This window comes from Rhodococcus jostii RHA1 (assembly GCF_000014565.1).
Classification (GTDB): domain Bacteria; phylum Actinomycetota; class Actinomycetes; order Mycobacteriales; family Mycobacteriaceae; genus Rhodococcus_F; species Rhodococcus_F jostii_A.
This window is the reverse complement of sequence record NC_008268.1, coordinates 4,887,203-4,908,161: the sequence shown is the minus strand read 5'-3', so window position 1 is coordinate 4,908,161 and position 20,959 is coordinate 4,887,203. Positions and strand designations below refer to the sequence as shown.

The following is a 20,959-nucleotide window of genomic DNA, read 5'->3' as shown; positions in this document are numbered from 1 at the left end:
TGAGTGGCAATGCGTGCCCCAGCACACTTCGCCACTCACCTGCTCAGGCGCCGTACACCGGGACCGGGGTTTCGGCCTTCGCGAGCAGGTCGGCGACGACGGGTCCGATCTCCTTCGGTTCCCAGCGCGCACCCTTGTCCTGGGTGGGGCCGTGCCGCCAGCCCTCGGCGACGGTGATCTTGCCTCCCTCCACCTCGAACACGCGTCCGGTGACGTCCTTCGACTCGGTGCTGCCCAGCCACACGACGAGCGGGGAGATGTTCTCCGGCGCCATCGCGTCGAACCCGTCCTCGGGCGCGGCCATCGCCTCCGCCATCGCACCGCCGGCGCCGACGGTCATCCGGGTGCGTGCGGCCGGGGCGATCGCGTTGACGGTGACGCCGTAGTTCTTCAGTTCCGCGGCCGCCTGAATGGTCATCTCCGCGATCCCCGCCTTCGCGGCGGCGTAATTGCCCTGGCCGATCGAACCCTGCAGTCCGGCACCGGAACTGGTGTTGACGATCCGGGCGTCGACCGGGTTGCCCGCCTTCGCCTCGGCGCGCCAGTACGCGGCGGCGTGACGCAGCGTCGCGAAGTGTCCCTTCAGATGGACGCGCACGACGGCGTCCCACTCCTGCTCGCTCATCCCGACGAGCATGCGGTCGCGCAGGAACCCGGCATTGTTCACCAGCACGTCCAGGCGTCCGTACGTGTGAATGGCGGTGTTGATCAGGTTCTCGGCGCCGGCCCAGTCCGCGACGTCGTCGCCGTTCACGACGGCCTCGCCGCCCGCGGCGACGATCTCCGCGACCACCTGTTCGGCCGGGCTCTCCCCGGTGGCGGAACCGTCGATGCCGGCTCCGATGTCGTTGACCACGACCCTGGCGCCCTCGGCGGCGAACGCCAGCGCATGGGCGCGTCCGATTCCGCGTCCGGCGCCCGTCACGATGACGACGCGACCGTCGACCACTCCACTCATGCCTTCTCCTCTGTCGATGCTGTAGCTGCCGCCAGGAAGGCGGGACGTTCTCCGCCGCCGTGGACGGTCAGTGTCGAACCGCTGACGTACGCCGCCAGCGGTGAAGCCAGGAACACCGCGCAGTTGCCGATGTCCTCGGGACAGGCCATCCGGCCCAGCGGGACGGTGTCCCCGACCGCCGCGATCCCCGCCTCGTCGCCGTAGTGCAGATGCGCGAGTTCGGTGCGGACCAGGCCGACGACCACCGAGTTGACCCGCACCTTGGGTGCCCACTCGACCGCGAGACTGCCGGTGAGACTGTCGACCCCCGCCTTAGCCGCACCGTATGCCGCGGTGCCGGGCGACGGTCGCGAGCCGCTGACGCTGGAGATGTTCACGATCGCACCGCCCGAATCCTGCTTCTGCATCACCGCATTCGCGGTCTGCGACACCAGCAGCGGGGCGAGCAGATTCAGCTCGACGATCTTGGAGTGGAACTTCGGACTCGCATCCGCGGCGAGCGCGAACGGTGCGCCACCGGCGTTGTTGACCAGGACGTCCAGCCGTCCGTGCCGTTCCACGATCCGATCGACGAGACCCTGCACCTGCTCCGGGTCACGGATGTCGCAGGGCAGGAATTCGATCGCCCGGCCGTCCACCTCCACCGGCGCTTCCCCCGGCCGGCGGGCGCAGGCCACCACCGTTGCGCCCGCCCGCAGGAAGGTGCGGCTGATGCCTGCGCCCACCCCGCGAACGCCGCCGGTCACGAGCACGATCGCCCCGTTCAGACCTGAATCCACGAATACCTCCGCTGTTGCATGTTCCGGCAGGCCCAGCTCAGAGCTGTCGGGCCCGCATATGTGCTAACTTACCAAGCAATCGCTTGGTTCGGTACAAGACGTTAGGAACATGCCATGGGCATCACCTCCACCACCGACGGAGACGGCATCACCACGGTCACCGTCGACTACCCGCCCGTGAACGCCATCCCGTCGCGGGGCTGGTTCGAGTTGGCCGACGCCGTACTCGATGCGGGCCGGAATCCGGACACCCACGTGGTGATCCTGAGAGCGGAGGGACGCGGGTTCAACGCCGGCGTCGACATCAAGGAAATGCAGGCCACCGACGGTTACGGCGCGCTGGTCGACGCCAACCGGGGTTGCGCGGCCGCGTTCGCCGCCGTCTACGACTGCGCCGTGCCCGTGGTGGTCGCGGTCAACGGATTCTGCGTCGGTGGCGGCATCGGCCTGGTCGGGAACGCCGACGTGATCGTCGCGTCCGACGACGCCGTCTTCGGACTGCCCGAGGTCGACCGCGGCGCACTCGGCGCCGCCACCCACCTCGCCCGACTCGTCCCCCAGCACATGATGCGCACGCTGTACTACACGGCGCAGAACGTCACCGCCCAGCAACTCCAGCACTTCGGATCGGTGTACGAGGTGGTGCCGCGCGAGAAACTCGACGACACCGCCCGCGACATCGCCGCCAAGATCGCCGCCAAGGACACCCGGGTCATCCGCTGCGCCAAGGAAGCCATCAACGGCATCGACCCCGTCGACGTGAAGACCAGTTACCGCCTCGAGCAGGGCTACACGTTCGAACTCAACCTGGCCGGTGTCTCGGACGAGCACCGCGACGAGTTCGTCGAGACCGGCAAGCCCCGCTCCCACTCGAACAACAGGAAAGGCTGACATCGATGGTGAGCAAGCGCGACAAGAGGATCTCGCTCGACGACGCGGTCGGGGAACTGCGCAGCGGAATGACCATCGGCATCGGCGGGTGGGGTTCGCGCCGCAAGCCGATGGCGCTGGTGCGGGCGCTGCTGCGTTCGGATGTCACCGACCTCACCGTCGTCACCTACGGCGGCCCCGACCTGGGGTTGCTGTGCTCGGCGGGCAAGGTCACGAAGGCCTACTACGGTTTCGTGTCCCTCGATTCGGCCCCGTTCTACGACCCGTGGTTCGCGAAGGCGCGGACCGCGGGTGAGATCGCGGTCCGCGAAATGGACGAGGGCATGGTCAAGTGCGGCCTCGAGGCCGCCGCCGCCCGGCTGCCGTTCCTGCCGATCCGCGCCGGGCTCGGCTCCGACGTCCGGAGATTCTGGGGCGACGAACTGCGCACCGTCACCTCCCCCTACCCCGACGCATCCGGCAAGTCGGAGACGCTGATCGCGATGCCGGCGCTGAATCTCGATGCGGCCCTGGTCCATCTGAACCTCGGCGACAAGCACGGCAACGCCGCCTACACCGGAGTCGACCCCTACTTCGACGACCTGTACTGCGCGGCCGCCGAGAAGCGGTTCGTCTCCGTCGAACGCGTGGTGGAAACCGAGGAACTGGTGAAAACCGTTCCACTGCAGAATCTCATCCTCAACCGCATGATGGTCGACGGCGTGGTGGAGGCCCCGAACGGCGCCCACTTCACCCTCGCCGGAGACAGCTACGGACGCGACGAGAAGTTCCAGCGCCACTACGCCGAATCGGCGAAGACCCCCCAGGCGTGGCAGCAGTTCGTCGCCACCTACCTGTCCGGCAGCGAGGACGACTACCAGGCCGCCGTGAAGAAATTTGCAGAGGAGCAGGCATGAGCGAGACGATCACCGAAGTCACCCGCGCGGAGTACTGCGCGATCGCGTGCGCCGACATCTTCTCCGGGGCAGGCGAGATCATGGCCAGCCCGATGGCCACCCTGCCCCTGATCGGCGCCCGGCTCGCGCGACTGACCACCGAACCCGACCTGCTGATCACCGACGGTGAGGCCCTGATCTTCGCGGACACCCCCGCCGTCGGCGCGAAGGCCCCGATCGAGGGCTGGATGCCGTTCCGGAAGGTATTCGACGTCGTCGCCTCCGGCCGGCGGCACGTGGTGATGGGCGCCAACCAGATCGACCGGCACGGCAACCAGAACCTGTCGGCGTTCGGTCCGCTGCAGCAGCCGACGCGTCAGATGTTCGGCGTCCGCGGCGCACCCGGCAACACGATCAACCACCCCACCAGCTACTGGGTGGGCAAGCACACCTCGCGGGTGTTCTGCGACACGGTCGACATCGTCTCGGGCGTCGGCTACGACCAGATCGACCCGGAGAACCCCGCCTACCGCTTCCACCACCTGCACCGGGTAGTGAGCAACCTCGGGGTGTTCGACTTCGGCGGACCCGACCACACGTTCCGGGCGCTGTCGCTGCACCCCGGCGTCACCGCCGACCAGGTAGCCGACAACACCTCGTTCGAGGTCGCAGGGCTCGCCGACGCCGGCGTGACCCGCGAACCCACCGACGAAGAACTGCGGCTGATCCGCGAGGTCCTCGACCCCCGCAGCCTGCGCGACCGGGAGGTCTCGGTATGAGCACGCTCCGCACCGCGCTGACCGAGCTGGTCGGCGTGCAGCACCCGGTGGTCCAGACCGGGATGGGCTGGGTGGCCGGACCGCGGCTCGTCGCGGGCACCGCCAACGCCGGCGGTCTCGGCATCCTGGCATCGGCGACGATGACATACACCGAACTCGAATCGGCGATCACGAAGACGAAGACCCTCACCGACAAACCGTTCGGCGTCAACATCCGCGCCGACGCGTCCGACGCCCCGCACCGCATCGACCTGCTCATCCGGGAGAGCGTGCGCGTCGCGTCGTTCGCGCTGGCACCGAAGCAGGAACTGATCGCGAAGCTGAAAGCCGCCGGCGTGGTGGTCATCCCGTCGATCGGCGCCGCCAAACACGCCAAGAAGGTGGCGTCGTGGGGCGCCGACGCGGTGATCGTGCAGGGCGGCGAGGGCGGCGGGCACACCGGCCCCGTGGCCACCACACTGCTGCTGCCCTCGGTGCTCGACGCCGTCGACATCCCCGTCGTCGCAGCGGGCGGCTTCTACGACGGACGCGGACTCGCCGCCGCCCTCGCCTACGGCGCCGCAGGCGTCGCGATGGGCACCCGCTTCCTGCTCACCCAGGAATCGACGGTCCCCGACTCCGTCAAACACGAATACCTCGCCCGGGGACTGCAAGACACCACCGTCTCCCGCAAGGTCGACGGCATGCCCCACCGGGTCCTCAACACCGACCTCGTCAACAGCCTCGAACACTCCGGCAACATGCGCGGCCTGGTCGCCGCCGCCCGCAACGCATCGAAGTTCAAGGCCATGACCGGCATGAAATGGTCGACGCTCGTCAAGGACGGCCTCGCCATGAAGAAGTCCAGCGACCGCACCTGGCAGCAGATCATCATGGCCGCCAACACCCCGATGCTGCTCAAGGCCGGGCTCGTCGAAGGCAACACCCACGCCGGCGTCCTCGCCTCCGGACAGGTCGTCGGGCTGCTCGACGACCTGCCCACATGCAAAGACCTCATCGACGGCATCGTCGCCGACGCCATCAAACGCATCGACGCACTCGGCGCCCTCCGCGCCTGAACCAACGGGACGCTCGTTCGATCGGACGCAACGAGCGTCCCGTTCGTCCGGCTAGGCGGTGGCGGCCTCCGCCGCGCTCAGCTGGATGACGCGGCCTTCGCCGCGCTCAGCTGGATGACGCGGCCTCCGCCGCGATGCGCGCCCGGACCTCCGGCCGTCGCAGCGGGGGCATCGTCTGCGGCGGCTGCTTCCGCGGCGGCAGTGCCGCGAGCAGCTTCGTGGTGGCCTCGGTGACGACGGCTACCGCCTCCTCGAAGGGCTCTCGGTTGGCGTCCGACAGCTTCTGGATTCCGCTGACCTTCCGGACGTACTGACGCGCCGCCGCCTCGATCTCCTCCGCGGTGGCCGCCGGTTCGAGTCCGCGCAGCTCGGTGATGTTTCGGCACATGACTCGACGATAGCGCCGCCCGGCCCTCTGCGCGGCTCCTCGGCACTGGGCGAATGTACCTTTCGGCGCACCTGAGGCGCCGGAAGGTACATTCGCCCGCCGGGGGTAGCGCGGCCTCAGCTGCGGGCGGGCTCCAGCGCGTCTTCGTCCGCGGGCACGGCGTCCGTCTCGACGTCCGGGAGTGGGGTGCGGGACCGCGCGGCCACGACGGCCGCGCCGAGCAGGACCAGCGCGATGAGGCACTGCGAGCTTCCGATCACCTCACGCACGGCCGCTTCCACCCAGCCGGACGACGAGGACTGCAGCACGAAGTTCGGGCCGATCAGGAAGATGAGGGTGGCGGCGCCGATCAGGGGTCGCCAGCTGCGGTACTGCGGTGCGATCAGGATCGGGATCAGCAGGATGCTGTACGCCCAGTGGTGGGTGACGGCGAACGGCGCGGCGAGCAGGGATGCCAGGGCCACGATCGACAGCGCGATCAGGTGCTCACCGGACCGGGTGAAGCGGTACGCCGACCACGCCGCGGCGGACACGATGACGGCTGCGCTGAGCACCCACAGCACGCTGGCCAGCCGGCCCTCCGCCCCGAGTCGCGCGATGACGCCGGTGACGGCCTGGTTGCGGAAGAAGTCGGGCGCGCCCGCACGGCCGGTGGCGAAGAACTCGGTGGTCCAGAACCACACCGACGACTGCGGCAGGAGCCAGAACCCGAGGCCGACGGTCACCAGGATGGTGGCGAGGGATCGTCCGATCGAGCGGAAGTCGCGGCGGACGAGCAGGACCAGGAGAAAGGCTGCCGGGGTGATCTTGACGGCCGCGGCGAGGCCGATCGCGACTCCGCGGAACCGCTTCGGGATCGCACCGGTGCAGTCGGCGACCACCAGTGCCATCAGGATGATGTTGATCTGACCGAAGTCGAAGTTCGAGCGCATCGGCTCGAGGAGAAGCACCGGGCCCATCGACAGCAGAGCGAGAAGTTCGGGGCGTGCGACGTCGAGCTTCGACAGCGCCGCCTTGACCATCCACCACACGAGCACGAGGTTGAGGGCGCACCACAACGCCTGCAGGACCGCGGGGTCGATCTCCGCCATCGGCGCGAAGAGGATGGCCGCGAAGGGTGCGTAGATGAACCTGAACCCGGAACTGCTCGGGAAGTCCGCGGAGTAGAGCGGCAGCCCGCTGACGAAGGCGTAGCCGGCGTCGCGGAACACGGAGAGGTCCATCAGGTAGCCCGTCGCCGCATCGAACTCTCGGTAGGCCACCGCCCCCAAGGAGAGGACGCCCACGAGGAGCGCGACGGCGTGGAGACGACAAGCCCTGAACTTCGATTCACTCTGTAACAAGAATTTGTTCTTTCATGATCGGCGTCGTGGTCAACGATCCACCGTAGCGGGCCGTGACCCAATCGTGACAAAGGCGAGGTCGCGGTGCCCGAACCGCGCGCTTCGTCATAGTCTATTTAGACTGATATTTTTCAACCATGCCTGCGCGCGCCCTCGACAATCCTCTCGTCCTGCCGGTGCTCGGCCTGCTCCTCGAATCGCCGATGCACCCGTACCAGTTGGAGGTCACGTTGCGCGAGCGCAGCGAGGAGGGCCAGTGGCCGCTCAATCGCGGTTCGCTGAACAATGTGGTCGCGGCCCTCGCCGCGGCGGGCTGGATCGAGGAACACGAACGTGCGCAACGGGAAGGTCGGCCCGCCCGCACCGTCTACGCCCTCACCGAGGCCGGGCACGCGGAACTCGTGAGGCGACTCGACCTCCAGATCCGCAGTGCCGCACGAGAGTTCTCACCGTTCTTCGCGGCGATCAGCTACCTCGGCGCGCTGGGACGCGAGGGCGCCGTCGACGCGCTGACCGAGCGCGCCGAACGACTCACCGCGAGAATCGAATCCGACCAGGAACGGCTCACCCGAGCGCTCGACGACGGAGTGCCCGCGCTGTTCGTCGTCGAAGCGGATTACGCACTCCACGCGGCGCGGGGCGAACTCGCCTGGATCGCGTCGACGATCTCCGACATACACGCGGGCCACCTCACGTGGCCCGCCCCGCAGACGAAGGATGTGCAGCCGTGAGTCTCCTGTCCGCAGCTACCCCGGTCAGGCTGTTCCGAACGTCCCTTCGAGCCGGTTCCGCGAACCGGGATGGACGAGACGCGCGGCGCTGACGAGCCCCCGCGAGGACCACGTGCGGCGCCGGATCATCAGGCACGGTTCGGCGCGCTCGATGTGGAGGAGCCGGCATTCCTCGGGTGACGCGAGGATCGCTTCGACGACGTGCTCGCCCCTCGTCAGGGGAGCTTCCACGCTCAGATAGTGATTGGGCGTCTGCTGGGTGAAGTCCTGATCGAGGTACCCGGGCGCCTCGGCGGGATTGACGAACCGGTCTTCGAGCTGGATCGGTGTGTCGTCCTCGTAGTGGATCATCAGCGAGTGGAACACCTTGCCGCGGATCGAATCCCGGATGAAGGCGTTCGCCGGATCGGCGTCTTCCTCACGCACGTACACCACTTCGGTTCGATGGCGGTGTCCGCGTTGCTGGATCTCGTCCGCGATGTTCTTGACCTCGAACAGGGACGACGCTGTCTTCGTGGCCGCGACGAACGTCCCCACACCCATCAGGCGCACCACGAGACCCTCGGCGCTGAGTTCGCGCAGCGCGCGGTTGATGGTCATGCGGGAGAGGCCGAGAGCGCCCACGAGCTGATTCTCCGAGGGCAGCTGATCGCCCTCCTGCCAGCGGCCGGCGTTGATCTGCGACACGATCAGCTGCTTGACGCGTTCGTACGCCGGGGCCGACTCCGTCCCCGGTCCGTTGTACAACGCAGCAAGCTCCGCGTCGATTACTGCGATCTCCACCACTGACACCCATCCCTCTGCAACACCGATGAACTTCCCGTGCAGTCGGCCGTTGCAGTCTATCGGCCGACTGCACGGGTAAGCCCTCATCGCGCGGTGCGCCTCGTGTCACCTCACCATGCTGCGCAGTTGCCTGGTCGCGACGGAGAGGGCGGCGAGGTCGTGCTCCCCCGATTCCGTGACGGCGTCGAGCGTGTGCCGGGCGCGCGCCAGCCGGGCGGCATTGCGGTCCTCCCACTCCCCGATCTTCTGTTCCGCGGTGTCGACCACTTCGCTGCCCGAGATCACGTCGAGGCACAGGGCCCGGACAGTGTCGTACAACTCGTCGCGCAACGACAACCGGGCCAGCGCGTTCCACCGGGTTCCCCGTCCCAGCTGCGAGACCCCCACCAGGAGGTGCACCAACCCGAGGCACTCCCCGAGCCGGTAGTACACCTCGGCCACTTCGCGGGGATCGCGTTGGGTGATGTCGGCGATCTCGACGATGTCCAGCAGCGCGAACCGGTCCAGGAGCAGTTGCACACGTCCGGCCAGGTCCGCGGGGACACCGCGGGCCACCAGCGCGGCCGTTCGACTCCGGAGATTCTCCGCGTCCTCACCGCAGAGCCAGCCCGCGACGTGCGGTGTCAGGTCCGCGACGCGGTCACGGAATCGGGCGATCTCCGCCCCGACCGCGAGCGGCTGGGGCCTGCGGGTCAGCATCCAGCGCGACGCCCGGTCGAGCAGCCGCCGGGTGAACAGCGTGAGGTCGTCCGAGAGCGCGGCGTCGAGGTCGGCGTCGCGGATGTCGCGCCGGAGCGACGGCAGGTCGAACACGGCCGACACCACCGCGAAGGCCCGCACGGCGTCGGCGCTGCTCGCCCCGGCCTCCTCGCCCAACCGGAAGGCGTAGGTGATGCCGCCGTTGTCGACGACGTCGTTGGTGAGGACCGTCGCGACGATCTCCCTGCGCAGCGGATGGTCGCCGATGGCGTCGCCGAAGGACTCCCGGAGCCTGCGCGGGAAATACCCGGCGAGGGCGTCCGAGAATGCCGGACTGTCGGGGAGGTCGCCGGCCAGCAGGTCCGACTTCAGCGCCAGCTTGACGTGCGCCATGAGGGTCGCGAGTTCGGGCGAGGTGAGACCCGTCTCCGCGCGCTCCCGGGCGGCGATCTCCTTTCTGGACGGCAGCACCTCGATGGCGCGGTCCAGACCGTAGCGCCCTTCCAGATGGCCGATGAGCCGTCCGTGCACCGTGAGGGACGCGGCGGCGTCGGCCCGGCTCGTGCCCAGCACGTCGTTCTGGGCGACGTTGTCGGAGAGTACGAGTCGCGACACCTCCCCGGACATCTCGGCGAGCAGACCGGCGCGGTCGTCGGCGGGGAGACGGCCGCCGCTGACCAGGGCGTCGAGCAGGACCTTGATGTTGACCTCGTGGTCGGAGCAGTCCACGCCCGCCGAGTTGTCGAGAGCGTCCGTGTTGATTCGCCCTCCGGAGCGGGAGAATTCGATGCGTCCCAACTGGGTGAAGCCGAGGTTGCCGCCCTCACCGACCACCCGGGCCCGCACGTCGGCGCCGTCGACGCGGACGCCGTCGTTGCTCTTGTCCCCCACGTCGAGGTGGGTTTCGGTGCCCGCCTTCACGTATGTCCCGATGCCGCCGTTCCACAGCAGATCCACCGGTGCCCGCAAGATCGCGCGGACGAGGTCGGGTGGGGACAGTTCGGTGGTCCCGGGGTTCAGTCCGAGAGCGCGCCGCGCCTCCTCGCTGATCGGAACACTCTTCCTCGATCGTTCCCACACACCGCCGCCGGCGCTGATCAGACCGGGCGCATAGTCCGCCCACGACGACCTCGGCAGCGCGAAGAGCCGTTCCCGCTCCGCGAAGGATGTGGCCGCGTCGGGGTTCGGGTCGAGGAACACGTGCCGGTGGTCGAACGCGGCGACGAGCCGGATGTGCGGGCTCGCAAGCATTCCGTTGCCGAACACGTCGCCGCTCATGTCGCCGATCCCGACGGCCGTGAACTCCTGCGACTGGGTGTCGATCCCCATTTCCCGGAAGTGCCGCTTCACGCTCTCCCACGCGCCGCGGGCGGTGATGCCGAGCGCCTTGTGGTCGTACCCGACGGATCCGCCCGACGCGAACGCGTCACCCAGCCAGAACCCGTACCGTGCCGCAACGTCGTTGGCGATGTCGGAGAACGTCGCGGTGCCCTTGTCCGCGGCGACGACGAGGTACGTGTCGTCGCCGTCGTGCCGCACCACCCGCGGCGCCGGGATCACGGCACCGGTCGCGAGGTCCACGTTGTCGGTGACGTCCAGCAGTCCGCTGATGAAGCTGCGGTAGCAGCGAACACCCTCAGCGCGCTGGGCGTCCCGATCGCGCAGCGGGTCGCCGGTGGGAGCGGGCGGGCGCGCGACGACGAACCCGCCCTTCGCGCCGACAGGCACGATCACCGAGTTCTTGACCGCCTGCGCCTTCACCAGGCCGAGCACCTCGGTGCGGAAGTCCTCCTTGCGGTCGGACCACCGCAGCCCTCCCCGCGCCACCGCGCCGAACCGCATGTGCACGCCCTCGACCCACGGCGAGTAGACGTAGATCTCGAAGCGGGGCCGCGGTTGTGGCAGTTCCGGGATCCGCTGCGGATCGAACTTGAACGACAGGACCTGTCGTTCCCGGCCCGGGCGGGCGTAGCGGTTGGTGCGCAGCGTCGCCAGCACCACGTTCAGGTAGGCGCGCAGGATGCGGTCGGCGTCCAGGCCGAGGACGTCGCCGATCGCCGTTTCCAGCGACGCGATCAGTTCGCCGCACTCCTCAGCGCCGTCCGGATCCGTGCCGTCCGGATCGAACCTCGCGGCGAACAGCCGGATCAGTGCCTGGGAGATCTCCGGATGATCACCGAGGACCGTGGCGATGTGGTTCTGGCTGTACGGGAATCCACCCTGCCGCAGGTAACGCGCGTATGCCCGCAGCACCTCCACCTCACGCCAGTCCAGGCCCGCGCGGAGCACGAGTTCGTTGAAGCTGTCCGTCTCGGCGCGGGACGCCCAGGCCGCGGCGAACGTCTCCGTGAAACGACGCGGCAGCGCGTCGTCCACCGGCCCCGGCGACGCGTAGCGGATCCCGAACTCGTACATCCAGCACACCGTTCCGCGACTGTTCGCGACCGTGTACGGGCGCTCGTCGAGGACCGCGACACCCATGCTCTGCAGGATCGGGAGTACATCGCTGAGCGAGGCGGGTGCACCGCCGACGAAGAAGGTGAAGCGCCACTCCGCCGCGTTCGCGTCGAGCCGCGTGTCGATCGCGCCGTCCGTCAGTCTCTCGAACACCATCAGATCGGCATGGGCTCGCCGGGCGTCGAAATCGTGCTTGTACACCTCCGGGAAATGCTCCGAATAGTGTGCGAGGAGATCACGTTCGGCGGTGTCGAGTTCGTCGCGGAACCGGTCGTCCCAGGTCCGGCAGGCCCGGGAGATTCGACGCTGAATCTCCAGTCGCCGGGTGTCCGTCACCTCGGTGTCCACCGGGACCCGCATCGTGAAGTGCACCATCGCGAGCGGGTACTCCGACACGTTCGTGGTGTATTCGACTGCGGTGCCGTCCAGTTCGTCCAGCAGGACGCGCTGGGCCGCCAGGCGCGTCCGGGTGTTGTACCGATCGCGGGGAATGAACACCAGCGCCGACATGCTCTCGCCCGGGACGTCCGTGCGCAGGAAGAGGTGAATGTGCTCGCGCGCGGTGATGCCGGCGACCTCGGTGAGGGCCGAGTGCAGCGAGTCCGGGCTCGCCGCGAACAACTCGGTCAGCGGCAGCGCCTGCACGACCTGCAGCACGGCCTGCCCGGAGAACGAGTCGATGTCGAAACCGGCCCGGTCGAGCAGGGCCCGCACCCTGCGTCCCGCGCCCGGGATGTCCAGGACGTTCTCGTGCCTTCCCGCGGGGGTGAACGCGCCGACGAAGCGGTGCTCCACTCCTCCGGCCCGAACTCCGACCACCGACGGGTACGACGACCGGTGCACGGACACCGGAAGCGCCGCCTGCCCGATCGCGAGGACGGGGCCGGGTTCCGGGGCCGGCGCCCGATCGCCCTCCCGGTCGTGGAGCACGCCGAGACTCTCCTCGGGTGCGCCGTCGGCGCCGTACCGCGCGTACCCGAGGACGGTGAAGTTGCCCGCCTCGCACCAGCGCAGGAAGTCGGCGGCCTCGCGGAGTTCTTCGGACAGCGAATCCTGCCCGGTCTGCGAGTCGAGTCGGTCGGAGACCTGGATCTGCAGTTCGCGCATGCGCGCCAGATCGCGGTCCACCCGGCGTACGTCGGCGAGGACGTTGTTCAACGCCTCGACCAGTGCGGTGACGACCGAGTCCGGCGTGTCGGAGCGCAGACCCGCGTGAATCCACGACTCCGCCGTCCCGGAGTCGGAGATCGGGAGAAGGTCGGTGAGGGTGCCCGACTCCGAGCGGCGGGCGACGAGGACCGGATGCAGCGCCTCCTCGATCGGGGCGCCGACCCTGGCCGCGGTCAGCAGTACCGATTCGACGAGCAGGGCCATGTCGTCGGTGACGATCTGCACCGCGGGCCCGATCCCGCTGGGGTCTGCGGCGTCGATTCCGCGCACCACCGCGGTCCCGGGGTTCCGGTTCCACCCGGTCTCGAGGTGTGTGTTCGCGATGCGATCACGCGCCTGCGGATCTGCGCCGTCGGCGGAGGGATGGCCGGCGGTGCGGAGGTAGAGGTCGCGGAAACGCTCGGGCGCTTCCGGAGCGGAAAACTGCTGTTCATCGCGCTCGCGCGAATGTGAGGACGTCGAAATTACTCTCATGTCAGTACCTTCCGTCGGAAGCATCGACACTCCCGACTGGTGCAGTGGCGGGCCGGCACGCCTCTCGGCTGGGTCCTTGGAGAACGCTTGACAGGGGGTTGTCTATACAGGACTATACATCTAAGGCGATAAAAAACGTGAGTCAGAGCACACTGGATTCAGGACATGGGACAGAGCACCCGGGACCGACCCAGCAGCGCCGGACTCGTCACAGAGAGACAAACAGGCCTATGACACACGAGGGACCTCCCGAGATCAGCCTCGCGCCGGAGCGTCGCACCATCGACGTCGTTCCGGACGACGAGCGTCACGGATCTCCGCGCAGCCAGTTCACGCTCTGGTTCGGCGCCAACATGCAGATCACCGCGATCGTCGACGGCGCCCTCGCGGTCGTCTTCGGCGCCGACGCACTGTGGGCCATCGTGGGCCTGCTGATCGGCAATGTCTTCGGCGGTGCCGTCATGGCGCTGCACTCCGCCCAGGGACCGCGTCTCGGCCTGCCCCAGATGATCTCGAGCCGGGCCCAGTTCGGCGTTCTGGGCGCCGTGCTCCCGCTGGTTCTCGTCGTCCTGATGTACCTCGGTTTCGCCGCCACCGGCAGCGTCCTCGCAGGTCAGGCTGTGAACGAGATCCTCCACATCGACAGCCCGACGGTCGGCATCCTCATCTTCGGCGCGATGACCGCGTTCGTGGCGGTGACCGGATACAAACTCATCCACGTGGTCGGCAAGATCGCGACCGTCGTCGGCATCCTCGGATTCACCTACCTCGCGATCCGCTTGTTCGCCGAGTACGACGTGGCCGCGTTCGTCGGGAACAAGGACTTCGACATCGTCACGTTCCTTCTCGCGATCTCGCTCGGCGCCGGCTGGCAGCTGACGTTCGGACCGTACGTCGCGGACTACTCCCGCTACCTGCCGCGCTCGACGAGCGAGCGGACGACGTTCTGGTCGACGTTCGCGGGCAGCGTGATCGGCTCGCAGTGGTCGATGACGCTGGGCGCACTCGTCGCCGCCGTGGCCGGGGATGCCTTCCTCAGCGACCAGGTCGGCTTCATCGGCGAACTCGCCGGACCCGCCGCGATCGCCCTGATGATCTACCTGGTGATCCTGGTCGGGAAGCTCACCGTCAACTGCCTCAACGCCTACGGCGGATTCATGTCGATCCTCACCACGGTGACCGCTTTCAACGGACAGTCACGTATCTCGTCCCGGGCCCGCACCCTGTACATCATCGGGTTCGTCGCCATCTCGATGCTGATCGCGATCGGCGCCAGCGCCGACTTCCTCAACAACTTCAAGAACTTCGTCCTCGTGCTGCTGATGGTCTTCACCCCCTGGAGCGCCATCAACCTGATCGACTACTACCTCATCTCCAAGGAGCGCGTGGACATACCGGCGCTGTACGACCCGGCGGGCCGCTACGGCCGCTGGAACAAGACGGCGATGATCTGTTACACCGTCGGCGTTCTCGCGCAGATCCCGTTCCTCGCCCAGAAGCTCTACACCGGGCCCGTCACGGAAATGCTGGGCGGCGCGGACATCTCGTGGATCGTCGGCATCGTCTTCACCGGCGCCATCTACTACCCGCTCGCGCGGCGCAGCAGCAACCCGCCCCCGTCGATGATCTATCCGGCGAATACCGCGATGGCGGATTCGCGACTGTGAATCACGCTGACACCCAGACTATTCCCTCTTCCTCGTTCGACCATCAAGGAGTACACGACATGACCACCACGACGCCTCCGGTTTCCGGACCCCGCCACGTGTCGGCGCCCCGCGGCACCGAACTGACGACACTCGGCTGGCAGCAAGAAGGCGCCCTGCGCATGCTGATGAACAACCTCGACCCCGAGGTCGCCGAGCATCCCGACTCCCTCGTCGTCTACGGCGGCACCGGCAAGGCCGCGCGCAGCTGGGAGGCGTTCGACGCGATGGTCCGGACGTTGAAGACCCTGAAGTCGGACGAGACGATGCTGGTGCAGTCCGGGAAGCCGGTCGGCGTGTTCCGCACCAGCGAGTGGGCGCCCCGCGTCCTCCTCGCGAACTCGAACCTGGTGGGCGACTGGGCCAACTGGGAGGAGTTCCGCAAGCTCGACGCCCTCGGCCTGATCATGTACGGGCAGATGACGGCCGGGTCGTGGATCTACATCGGCACGCAGGGCATCCTGCAGGGCACGTACGAGACGTTCGGCGCGGTCGCCCGCAAGCGCTTCGGCGGCTCGCTCGCAGGCACCATCACGCTGACGGCCGGACTCGGCGGCATGGGCGGCGCCCAGCCCCTCGCCGTGACGATGAACGACGGCGTCGCGATCTGCGTCGACTGCGACGTCACCCGCATCGACCGCCGGATCGCGCACAAGTACCTCGACACCAAGGCCACCGACATCCACGACGCCCTGCGTCTCGCGATCGAGGCCCGCGACGCGAAGCGCCCGCTGTCGATCGGCCTCGAAGGCAACGCCGCGGAGATCTTCCCCGAACTGCTCGCCATGAACGCACCCATCGACATCGTCACCGACCAGACGTCGGCACACGACCCGCTGTCGTACCTGCCGCTCGGGATCGATTTCGCCGACATGAAGGCGATGGCCGACAAGGACCCCGTGAAGTTCACCGAGGACTCCCGCGCATCGATGGCACGGCACGTCGCCGCGATGGTCGGCTTCCTCGACAAGGGCGCCGAGGTGTTCGACTACGGCAACTCCATCCGTGACGAGGCCCGCAAGGCCGGCTACTACCGCGCGTTCGACTTCCCCGGATTCGTGCCCGCCTACATCCGTCCGCTGTTCGAGGAGGGCCTCGGCCCGTTCCGCTGGGCCGCGTTGTCGGGTGACCCGAAGGACATCGCCGCCACCGACAAGGCGATCCTCGAACTGTTCCCCGAGAACGAGCACCTGAAGCGCTGGATCACGATGGCGGGCGAGAAGGTGGCGTTCGAGGGTCTGCCGGCCCGGATCTGCTGGCTCGGCTACGGCGAACGGCACAAGGCCGGCCTGAAGTTCAACGAGATGGTGGCGTCCGGCGAGCTGTCCGCGCCCGTCGCCATCGGCCGCGATCACCTCGATTCCGGATCCGTCGCCTCCCCGTACCGCGAGACCGAGTCGATGCTCGACGGCTCCGACGCGATCGCCGACTGGCCGTTGCTCAACGCACTCGTCAACACCGCGTCGGGGGCGTCGTGGGTGTCCATCCACCAGGGCGGCGGCGTCGGCATGGGACGGTCCATCCATGCCGGTCAGGTGTGCATCGCGGACGGCACCGACCTGGCCGCCGAGAAGCTGGAGCGGGTTCTGACCAACGATCCCGGCATGGGCGTCATCCGGCACGTCGACGCCGGATACGACCACGCGATCGACGTCGCCAAGGAGCGCGGCGTGCGCGTGCCGATGTCCGAAGGATGATCGCAGGCCCGAGCGACCGTATTTTCGAACCACTGGAAGGAACAGCAGTGACAGCGAACACCTCCCGCTCCACAGTGCTGACCGGCATCGGCACCCTGGTGACCAACGACCCGACAGTGGGGGAAGGTCCGCTCGGGCTGATCCGCGACGCCGCCGTCGTCTTCGACGGCGGCGTGGTGGCCTGGGTCGGCAGCGCCGACTCGGCGCCGGCCGGGGACGTCGGGCACGATCTCGACGGCCGGGCGGTGCTGCCGGGCTTCGTGGAGAGCCACTCGCATCTCGTGTTCGGCGGGGAACGGGCGGAGGAATTCGCGGCGCGGATGGCGGGACAGCCGTACGCGGCGGGTGGCATCCGCAACACGATCGAGGCGACACGGAACGCGACCGACGAACAACTGCAGGCGAACACGCGGCGACTGCTGGACGAGTCCCTGCGGTCGGGCAGCACCACCGTGGAGTGCAAGACCGGGTACGGGCAGACGGTCGCGCACGAACTGCGCAGCACGAGGATCGCAGCGTCCCTCACCGATGAGGTGACGCTGCTCGCCGCTCACGTTCCGCCGCCGGAATACGCGGGGCGGGCCGACGACTACGTCGCCATGGTGTGCTCTGAGATGATCGACGCCTGTGCACCGCAGGCGAAATGGATCGACGTGTTCTGCGAGACCGGCGCGTTCGACCGCGATCAGGCACACGCCGTTCTCACCGCCGGGATGGCGAAGGGCCTGATCCCCCGCGTCCACGGCAATCAGCTCCGCGAGGGCCCCGGGGTCCAGCTCGCCGTCGAACTGGGGGCCGCGTCCGTCGACCACGTCTGCTACACCACGCAGGCCGACATCGATGCGCTGGCGCAGAGTTCGACGGTGGCCACTCTCCTGCCCGGCGCGGATTTCTCGACCCGCAACAAGTACCCGGACGCCCGGGCCCTGCTCGACGCGGGTGTCACGGTGGCGCTCGGTGCGGATTGCAACCCCGGCACCAGCTACACCACCAGCCTGCCGTTCTGCATCGCGATCGCGGTGCGGGACATGCACATGACCCCGGACGAAGCCATCTGGGCGGCCACGGCGGGCGGTGCCCGCGCGCTGCAACGTGCCGACGTCGGGGTCCTGCGTCCCGGCGCGCGGGCCGATGTCCTCGCGCTGGACGCGCCGTCGTACCTACACTTGGCCTACCGGCCCGGCGTCCCCCTGGTCAGCGATGTGTGGCGGGGCGGCGAACTCGCCTGGTCCGCGCACACCGGTCACGAGAAAGCGAGGGCCCTGCGATGATGGAGAACCTGCTGATTCCCCCGCCCCCCTGGGTCGGCAGGGTGGACGGCACGTCGAGTCACCACCTCCGCTGGCACCAGGCCGTGACGCCTCTTCACGACGGCGCCGAGCCCGGCGCCTGCGTGCTGATCGGTTTCTCGAGCGACGAGGGCGTGGAGCGGAACAAGGGACGCCGCGGGGCGGCGCGCGGCCCGGACGCGCTGCGGGGCGCGCTGTCGTCGATGGCGCTCGCCGAGCCGCTCCGCGTCTACGACGCCGGCACCGTCGCGGTCACCGACAATCGTCTCGAGGCCGGGCAGATGGCGCTCGGCTCCGTGGTCGCCGCGACGCTCGACGCCGGCCAGTTCCCGGTGGTCCTCGGCGGCGGCCACGAGGTGGCCTACGGGACGTATCTCGGTCTGGCACAGGCCGCCGTCCGCACACCCAAGCGGCGGATCGGGATCCTGAACCTGGACGCCCACTTCGACCTGCGGTCCGATCCGGTCCCGAGTTCGGGCACACCGTTCCGGCAGATCCTCGAACAGGAGCATGCGTCGGGCACCGCCCTGCAGTACTCCGTGCTCGGCATCAGCCAGCCGAGCAACACCACCGCACTGTTCGACACCGCACGCGGATACGACGTCCGCTACCTCCTGGACGACGACTGCTCGGTCTCCGACCGGCACCGGGTGGCCGTCTTCGTCAGCGAGTTCCTGTCGGACGTCGATCTCGTCTACCTCACCATCGACCTCGACGTCCTTCCCGCCGCGGTCGCGCCGGGAGTGAGCGCTCCCGCCGCGTACGGCGTTCCGGCGGAGACGATCCAATTCGTGTGCGACGCCGTCGCCGCCAGCGGAAAACTCGCGGTGTGCGATGTGGCCGAGCTCAATCCGTCGTTCGACATCGACAACCGCACGGCCCGCACCGCCGCCCGGTTGATCCATCGGATCGTCACGAAACGCATCCCGATCGCGGTGTGAGGTCACCCGGGGAGCGTCCGCTCAGACCTCCCCCAGCACTGCGCGCAGACGGGTGACGAACGCGGCGGGGTCGTGGGCGAAGCCGATGTGGTCGCCGGGGAACATGGTAGGCTCGACGCCCAGTTCGGCGGCGAGCGCCCGCGACGTACGGTCGCAGAGTTGGCCACCCGACTCCTCGCCGATCCCGACCACGACGCGGGTGGGCGCCGAGCTCAGGGCGGTGACGTCCGGGCACCAGCGGGTGGTGGGGCGCAGCATGTGCGCGTGCTGGAAGTAGTCGTCCGCCTCCGTCTGCGCATCCCGTTCGCCCGCGAACATCTGCTGGAACGCTTCCTCGGGCAGGTGGATGTTCGCCAGGGCCAGGAACTTCCTCCACGCCCCCACGACATCCCCGGTCAGGTGGGTGTCGATGATCTCGTCGGTCTTCACGCGCAGCTGCTCGCGGTCGTCGAGTAACTCGTCCAGCGGCGGCTCGTGGGCGATCACGGTGTGGACCAGCTCGGGGTGCGCCTGCACCAGCGCGAGCGCACTGACGGCGCCGCCGCTGGAGCCTGACACCACGGCAGGGCCCGCGTCGAGGTGCATCAGGAGCCGGGCGAGGTCGTCCGCGCGCATCTCCGGGGTCGAATCGCGATCCCGGTCGTCGACCGGGCTGCGGTGGATGCCCCGCGGGTCCGTCGTGAGCACGGTGTAGTCGGACGAGAGCAGATCCGCCGCGGGCGCGAAGGAGTCGGCGTCCATCGGGGCGCCGACGAGCACCACGACGGGACCCGTGCCCCGCACTTCGTAGTACAGCCCGGCACCGGGGACGTCGAGGATCCGGGCGTCGGCGGTGGCGGTCGATGTGGAATTCATCGGTTCTCCTCGTTCGGGATGGTGATTCTCGGTCGCAGGTAGGACCGCCCCCGAGGGGCAGAATCATCGGTCGAGGGGGGAAATTTCTTCCGCAGACCTGGTACAGCGCCCAGGATTCGCAGGAATCGTGGGCGTACCACTGGAAGCACGCGCGCCTTGATGACAGGATGATATCCACGCGAACGGGATCTCGATGTGAGGTCCCGGGCGGCAACTGCAGGGAGTGAACGGTATGGCGCAGGGTGTTGTGAAGTGGTTCAACAGCGAGAAGGGCTTCGGATTCATAGCGCCGGACGACGGCAGCGCGGACGTGTTCGTTCACTACTCCGAGATCTCGGGCAGCGGCTACAAGTCGCTGGAGGAGAACCAGCGGGTGGAATTCGAGGTCGGACAGGGCCAGAAGGGCCCGCAGGCCCAGAATGTCCGGGCCGTCTGACCGACGCCCCATGACACTGCGACGAGGTCGCAGATGACACTGTGACGAGGTCGCACCCGAGCGGTGCGGCCTCGTTGTCGTGACAGGCCCCGGGACAGCTATCTCGCGAGGCCGAAGCTTCCCACCTGGTTGCCGCCCACGTACACGGCCCCGGTGTAGGTCCCGTCTGCGTTGGGGGACATCCTGTCGGTCAGGAACCCCAGACCCGATGGGCTGTAGTCGATGACGGTGTTTCCGTTCCCGTCCTGCGAGGTCGTGCCCGCGAGACCGGTCAGACCGAACGCGAAGTTGTTGACGACCGTGCCGCCCTGGAACGTCTTGCCCTTCCAGATCAACTCACCCGCCGGCGCGGTGGTCGTTCCCTGATACGTGCCGGACGGCACGGCGGGTTCCGCCACGCCCGTCCCCGCGCCGGCGAAAACCGCGCCGATCATCGTTCCCGCGGTGACGATCCCTCGTGTGATCGTGCGCATGAAGCCTCCCTCTGCCGTGCCGCACGGAGTGTGCGCTGTGCGTCCGTGGTCGAGTACCCGCTTCCGTGCCGTGGACACCGGCACCCCTGGACAAATTCGCCGGTCTCCTTCATAGTCGATATGCCACCAAGTGGCATTGCCATTTCATTAGGTGGCAATCTCGATCTTCCGACA

The 20,959-nt window shown here is 68.3% G+C and carries 18 protein-coding genes; 10 read left to right on the top strand and 8 right to left on the bottom strand.

The window, feature by feature from the left end:
* Positions 1-43: 43 nt before the first annotated feature.
* Positions 44-958 (bottom strand): SDR family oxidoreductase, encoded by a 915-nt coding sequence (locus tag RHA1_RS22710; protein ID WP_011597007.1) that lies wholly within the window; start codon positions 956-958, stop codon positions 44-46.
* Positions 955-1,737: an SDR family oxidoreductase gene (locus tag RHA1_RS22705; protein WP_011597006.1), complete on the bottom strand. Its 783-nt coding sequence runs from the start codon at positions 1,735-1,737 to the stop codon at positions 955-957. Before RHA1_RS22705 ends, RHA1_RS22710 begins: the two co-directional genes overlap by 4 nt.
* A gap of 114 nt (positions 1,738-1,851) precedes the next feature.
* Between RHA1_RS22705 and echA20 the strand changes: the two genes are divergently transcribed.
* From echA20 to ipdC, 4 genes are read left to right on the top strand one after another with little or no spacing between them, the layout of a single operon-like run.
* Positions 1,852-2,628 (top strand): (7aS)-7a-methyl-1,5-dioxo-2,3,5,6,7,7a-hexahydro-1H-indene-carboxyl-CoA hydrolase, encoded by a 777-nt coding sequence (gene echA20 / locus RHA1_RS22700; protein WP_007300903.1) that lies wholly within the window; start codon positions 1,852-1,854, stop codon positions 2,626-2,628.
* A gap of 5 nt (positions 2,629-2,633) precedes the next feature.
* Positions 2,634-3,524: a cholesterol ring-cleaving hydrolase subunit IpdA gene (ipdA, locus tag RHA1_RS22695; protein ID WP_011597005.1), complete on the top strand. Its 891-nt coding sequence runs from the start codon at positions 2,634-2,636 to the stop codon at positions 3,522-3,524.
* Entirely contained in the window at positions 3,521-4,282 is a 762-nt protein-coding gene (ipdB, locus tag RHA1_RS22690) for a cholesterol ring-cleaving hydrolase subunit IpdB (RefSeq protein ID WP_011597004.1), read from the top strand. Before ipdA ends, ipdB begins: the two co-directional genes overlap by 4 nt.
* The gene (ipdC, locus tag RHA1_RS22685; RefSeq protein WP_011597003.1) at positions 4,279-5,340 is read left to right on the top strand and encodes a (3aS,4S,5R,7aS)-5-hydroxy-7a-methyl-1-oxo-octahydro-1H-indene-4-carboxyl-CoA dehydrogenase; all 1,062 of its coding nucleotides are present in this window, start codon (positions 4,279-4,281) and stop codon (positions 5,338-5,340) included. Before ipdB ends, ipdC begins: the two co-directional genes overlap by 4 nt.
* Before the next feature lie 106 nt (positions 5,341-5,446).
* On the opposite strand, the gene RHA1_RS22680 is transcribed toward ipdC, so the two are convergent.
* Positions 5,447-5,728 carry a DUF2277 domain-containing protein gene (locus RHA1_RS22680; RefSeq protein WP_011597002.1) on the bottom strand — a complete coding sequence of 94 codons (282 nt, stop codon included), beginning with the start codon at positions 5,726-5,728 and terminating at the stop codon, positions 5,447-5,449.
* A 116-nt stretch (positions 5,729-5,844) separates the two neighbouring features.
* Positions 5,845-7,071, bottom strand: coding sequence for a glycosyltransferase family 87 protein (locus RHA1_RS22675; protein ID WP_011597001.1), 1,227 nt, complete (start codon positions 7,069-7,071; stop codon positions 5,845-5,847).
* A 137-nt stretch (positions 7,072-7,208) separates the two neighbouring features.
* On the opposite strand from RHA1_RS22675, the gene RHA1_RS22670 reads away from it, so the two are divergent.
* A complete protein-coding gene (locus RHA1_RS22670; protein WP_011597000.1) occupies positions 7,209-7,802 on the top strand; it encodes a PadR family transcriptional regulator in 594 nt (197 codons plus the stop codon).
* A gap of 24 nt (positions 7,803-7,826) precedes the next feature.
* Here the strand turns inward: RHA1_RS22670 and hutC are convergent, their stop codons facing one another.
* Both hutC and RHA1_RS22660 read right to left on the bottom strand, forming a co-directional pair.
* Complete coding sequence (gene hutC, locus RHA1_RS22665) at positions 7,827-8,594, bottom strand: histidine utilization transcriptional repressor HutC (RefSeq protein WP_011596999.1); 768 nt, start codon at positions 8,592-8,594, stop codon at positions 7,827-7,829.
* Positions 8,595-8,693: 99 nt separating this feature from the next.
* Positions 8,694-13,388: an NAD-glutamate dehydrogenase gene (locus tag RHA1_RS22660; RefSeq protein ID WP_041811874.1), complete on the bottom strand. Its 4,695-nt coding sequence runs from the start codon at positions 13,386-13,388 to the stop codon at positions 8,694-8,696.
* Positions 13,389-13,618: 230 nt separating this feature from the next.
* Here RHA1_RS22660 and RHA1_RS22655 point away from each other — a divergent pair, with 230 nt between their 5' ends.
* From RHA1_RS22655 to hutG, 4 genes are read left to right on the top strand one after another with little or no spacing between them, the layout of a single operon-like run.
* Positions 13,619-15,055 (top strand): purine-cytosine permease family protein, encoded by a 1,437-nt coding sequence (locus RHA1_RS22655; RefSeq protein WP_009477714.1) that lies wholly within the window; start codon positions 13,619-13,621, stop codon positions 15,053-15,055.
* Positions 15,056-15,114: 59 nt separating this feature from the next.
* Entirely contained in the window at positions 15,115-16,791 is a 1,677-nt protein-coding gene (gene hutU / locus RHA1_RS22650) for a urocanate hydratase (RefSeq protein WP_009477713.1), read from the top strand.
* Between the two features lie 47 nt (positions 16,792-16,838).
* A complete protein-coding gene (gene hutI, locus RHA1_RS22645) occupies positions 16,839-18,062 on the top strand; it encodes an imidazolonepropionase (RefSeq protein ID WP_011596997.1) in 1,224 nt (407 codons plus the stop codon).
* Entirely contained in the window at positions 18,059-19,021 is a 963-nt protein-coding gene (gene hutG / locus RHA1_RS22640) for a formimidoylglutamase (RefSeq protein WP_009477711.1), read from the top strand. The genes hutI and hutG overlap by 4 nt, the downstream gene beginning before the upstream one ends.
* Positions 19,022-19,042: 21 nt before the next feature.
* On the opposite strand, the gene RHA1_RS22635 is transcribed toward hutG, so the two are convergent.
* Entirely contained in the window at positions 19,043-19,876 is an 834-nt protein-coding gene (locus RHA1_RS22635; RefSeq protein WP_011596996.1) for an alpha/beta fold hydrolase, read from the bottom strand.
* A gap of 232 nt (positions 19,877-20,108) precedes the next feature.
* Here RHA1_RS22635 and cspE point away from each other — a divergent pair, with 232 nt between their 5' ends.
* Entirely contained in the window at positions 20,109-20,312 is a 204-nt protein-coding gene (cspE, locus tag RHA1_RS22630; RefSeq protein WP_005244612.1) for a transcription antiterminator/RNA stability regulator CspE, read from the top strand.
* Between the two features lie 98 nt (positions 20,313-20,410).
* Here cspE and RHA1_RS22625 read toward each other — a convergent pair whose 3' ends face one another.
* On the bottom strand, positions 20,411-20,785 hold the full coding sequence (locus RHA1_RS22625; RefSeq protein ID WP_011596995.1) for a hypothetical protein: 375 nt from the start codon (positions 20,783-20,785) through the stop codon (positions 20,411-20,413).
* Positions 20,786-20,959 lie beyond the last annotated feature (174 nt).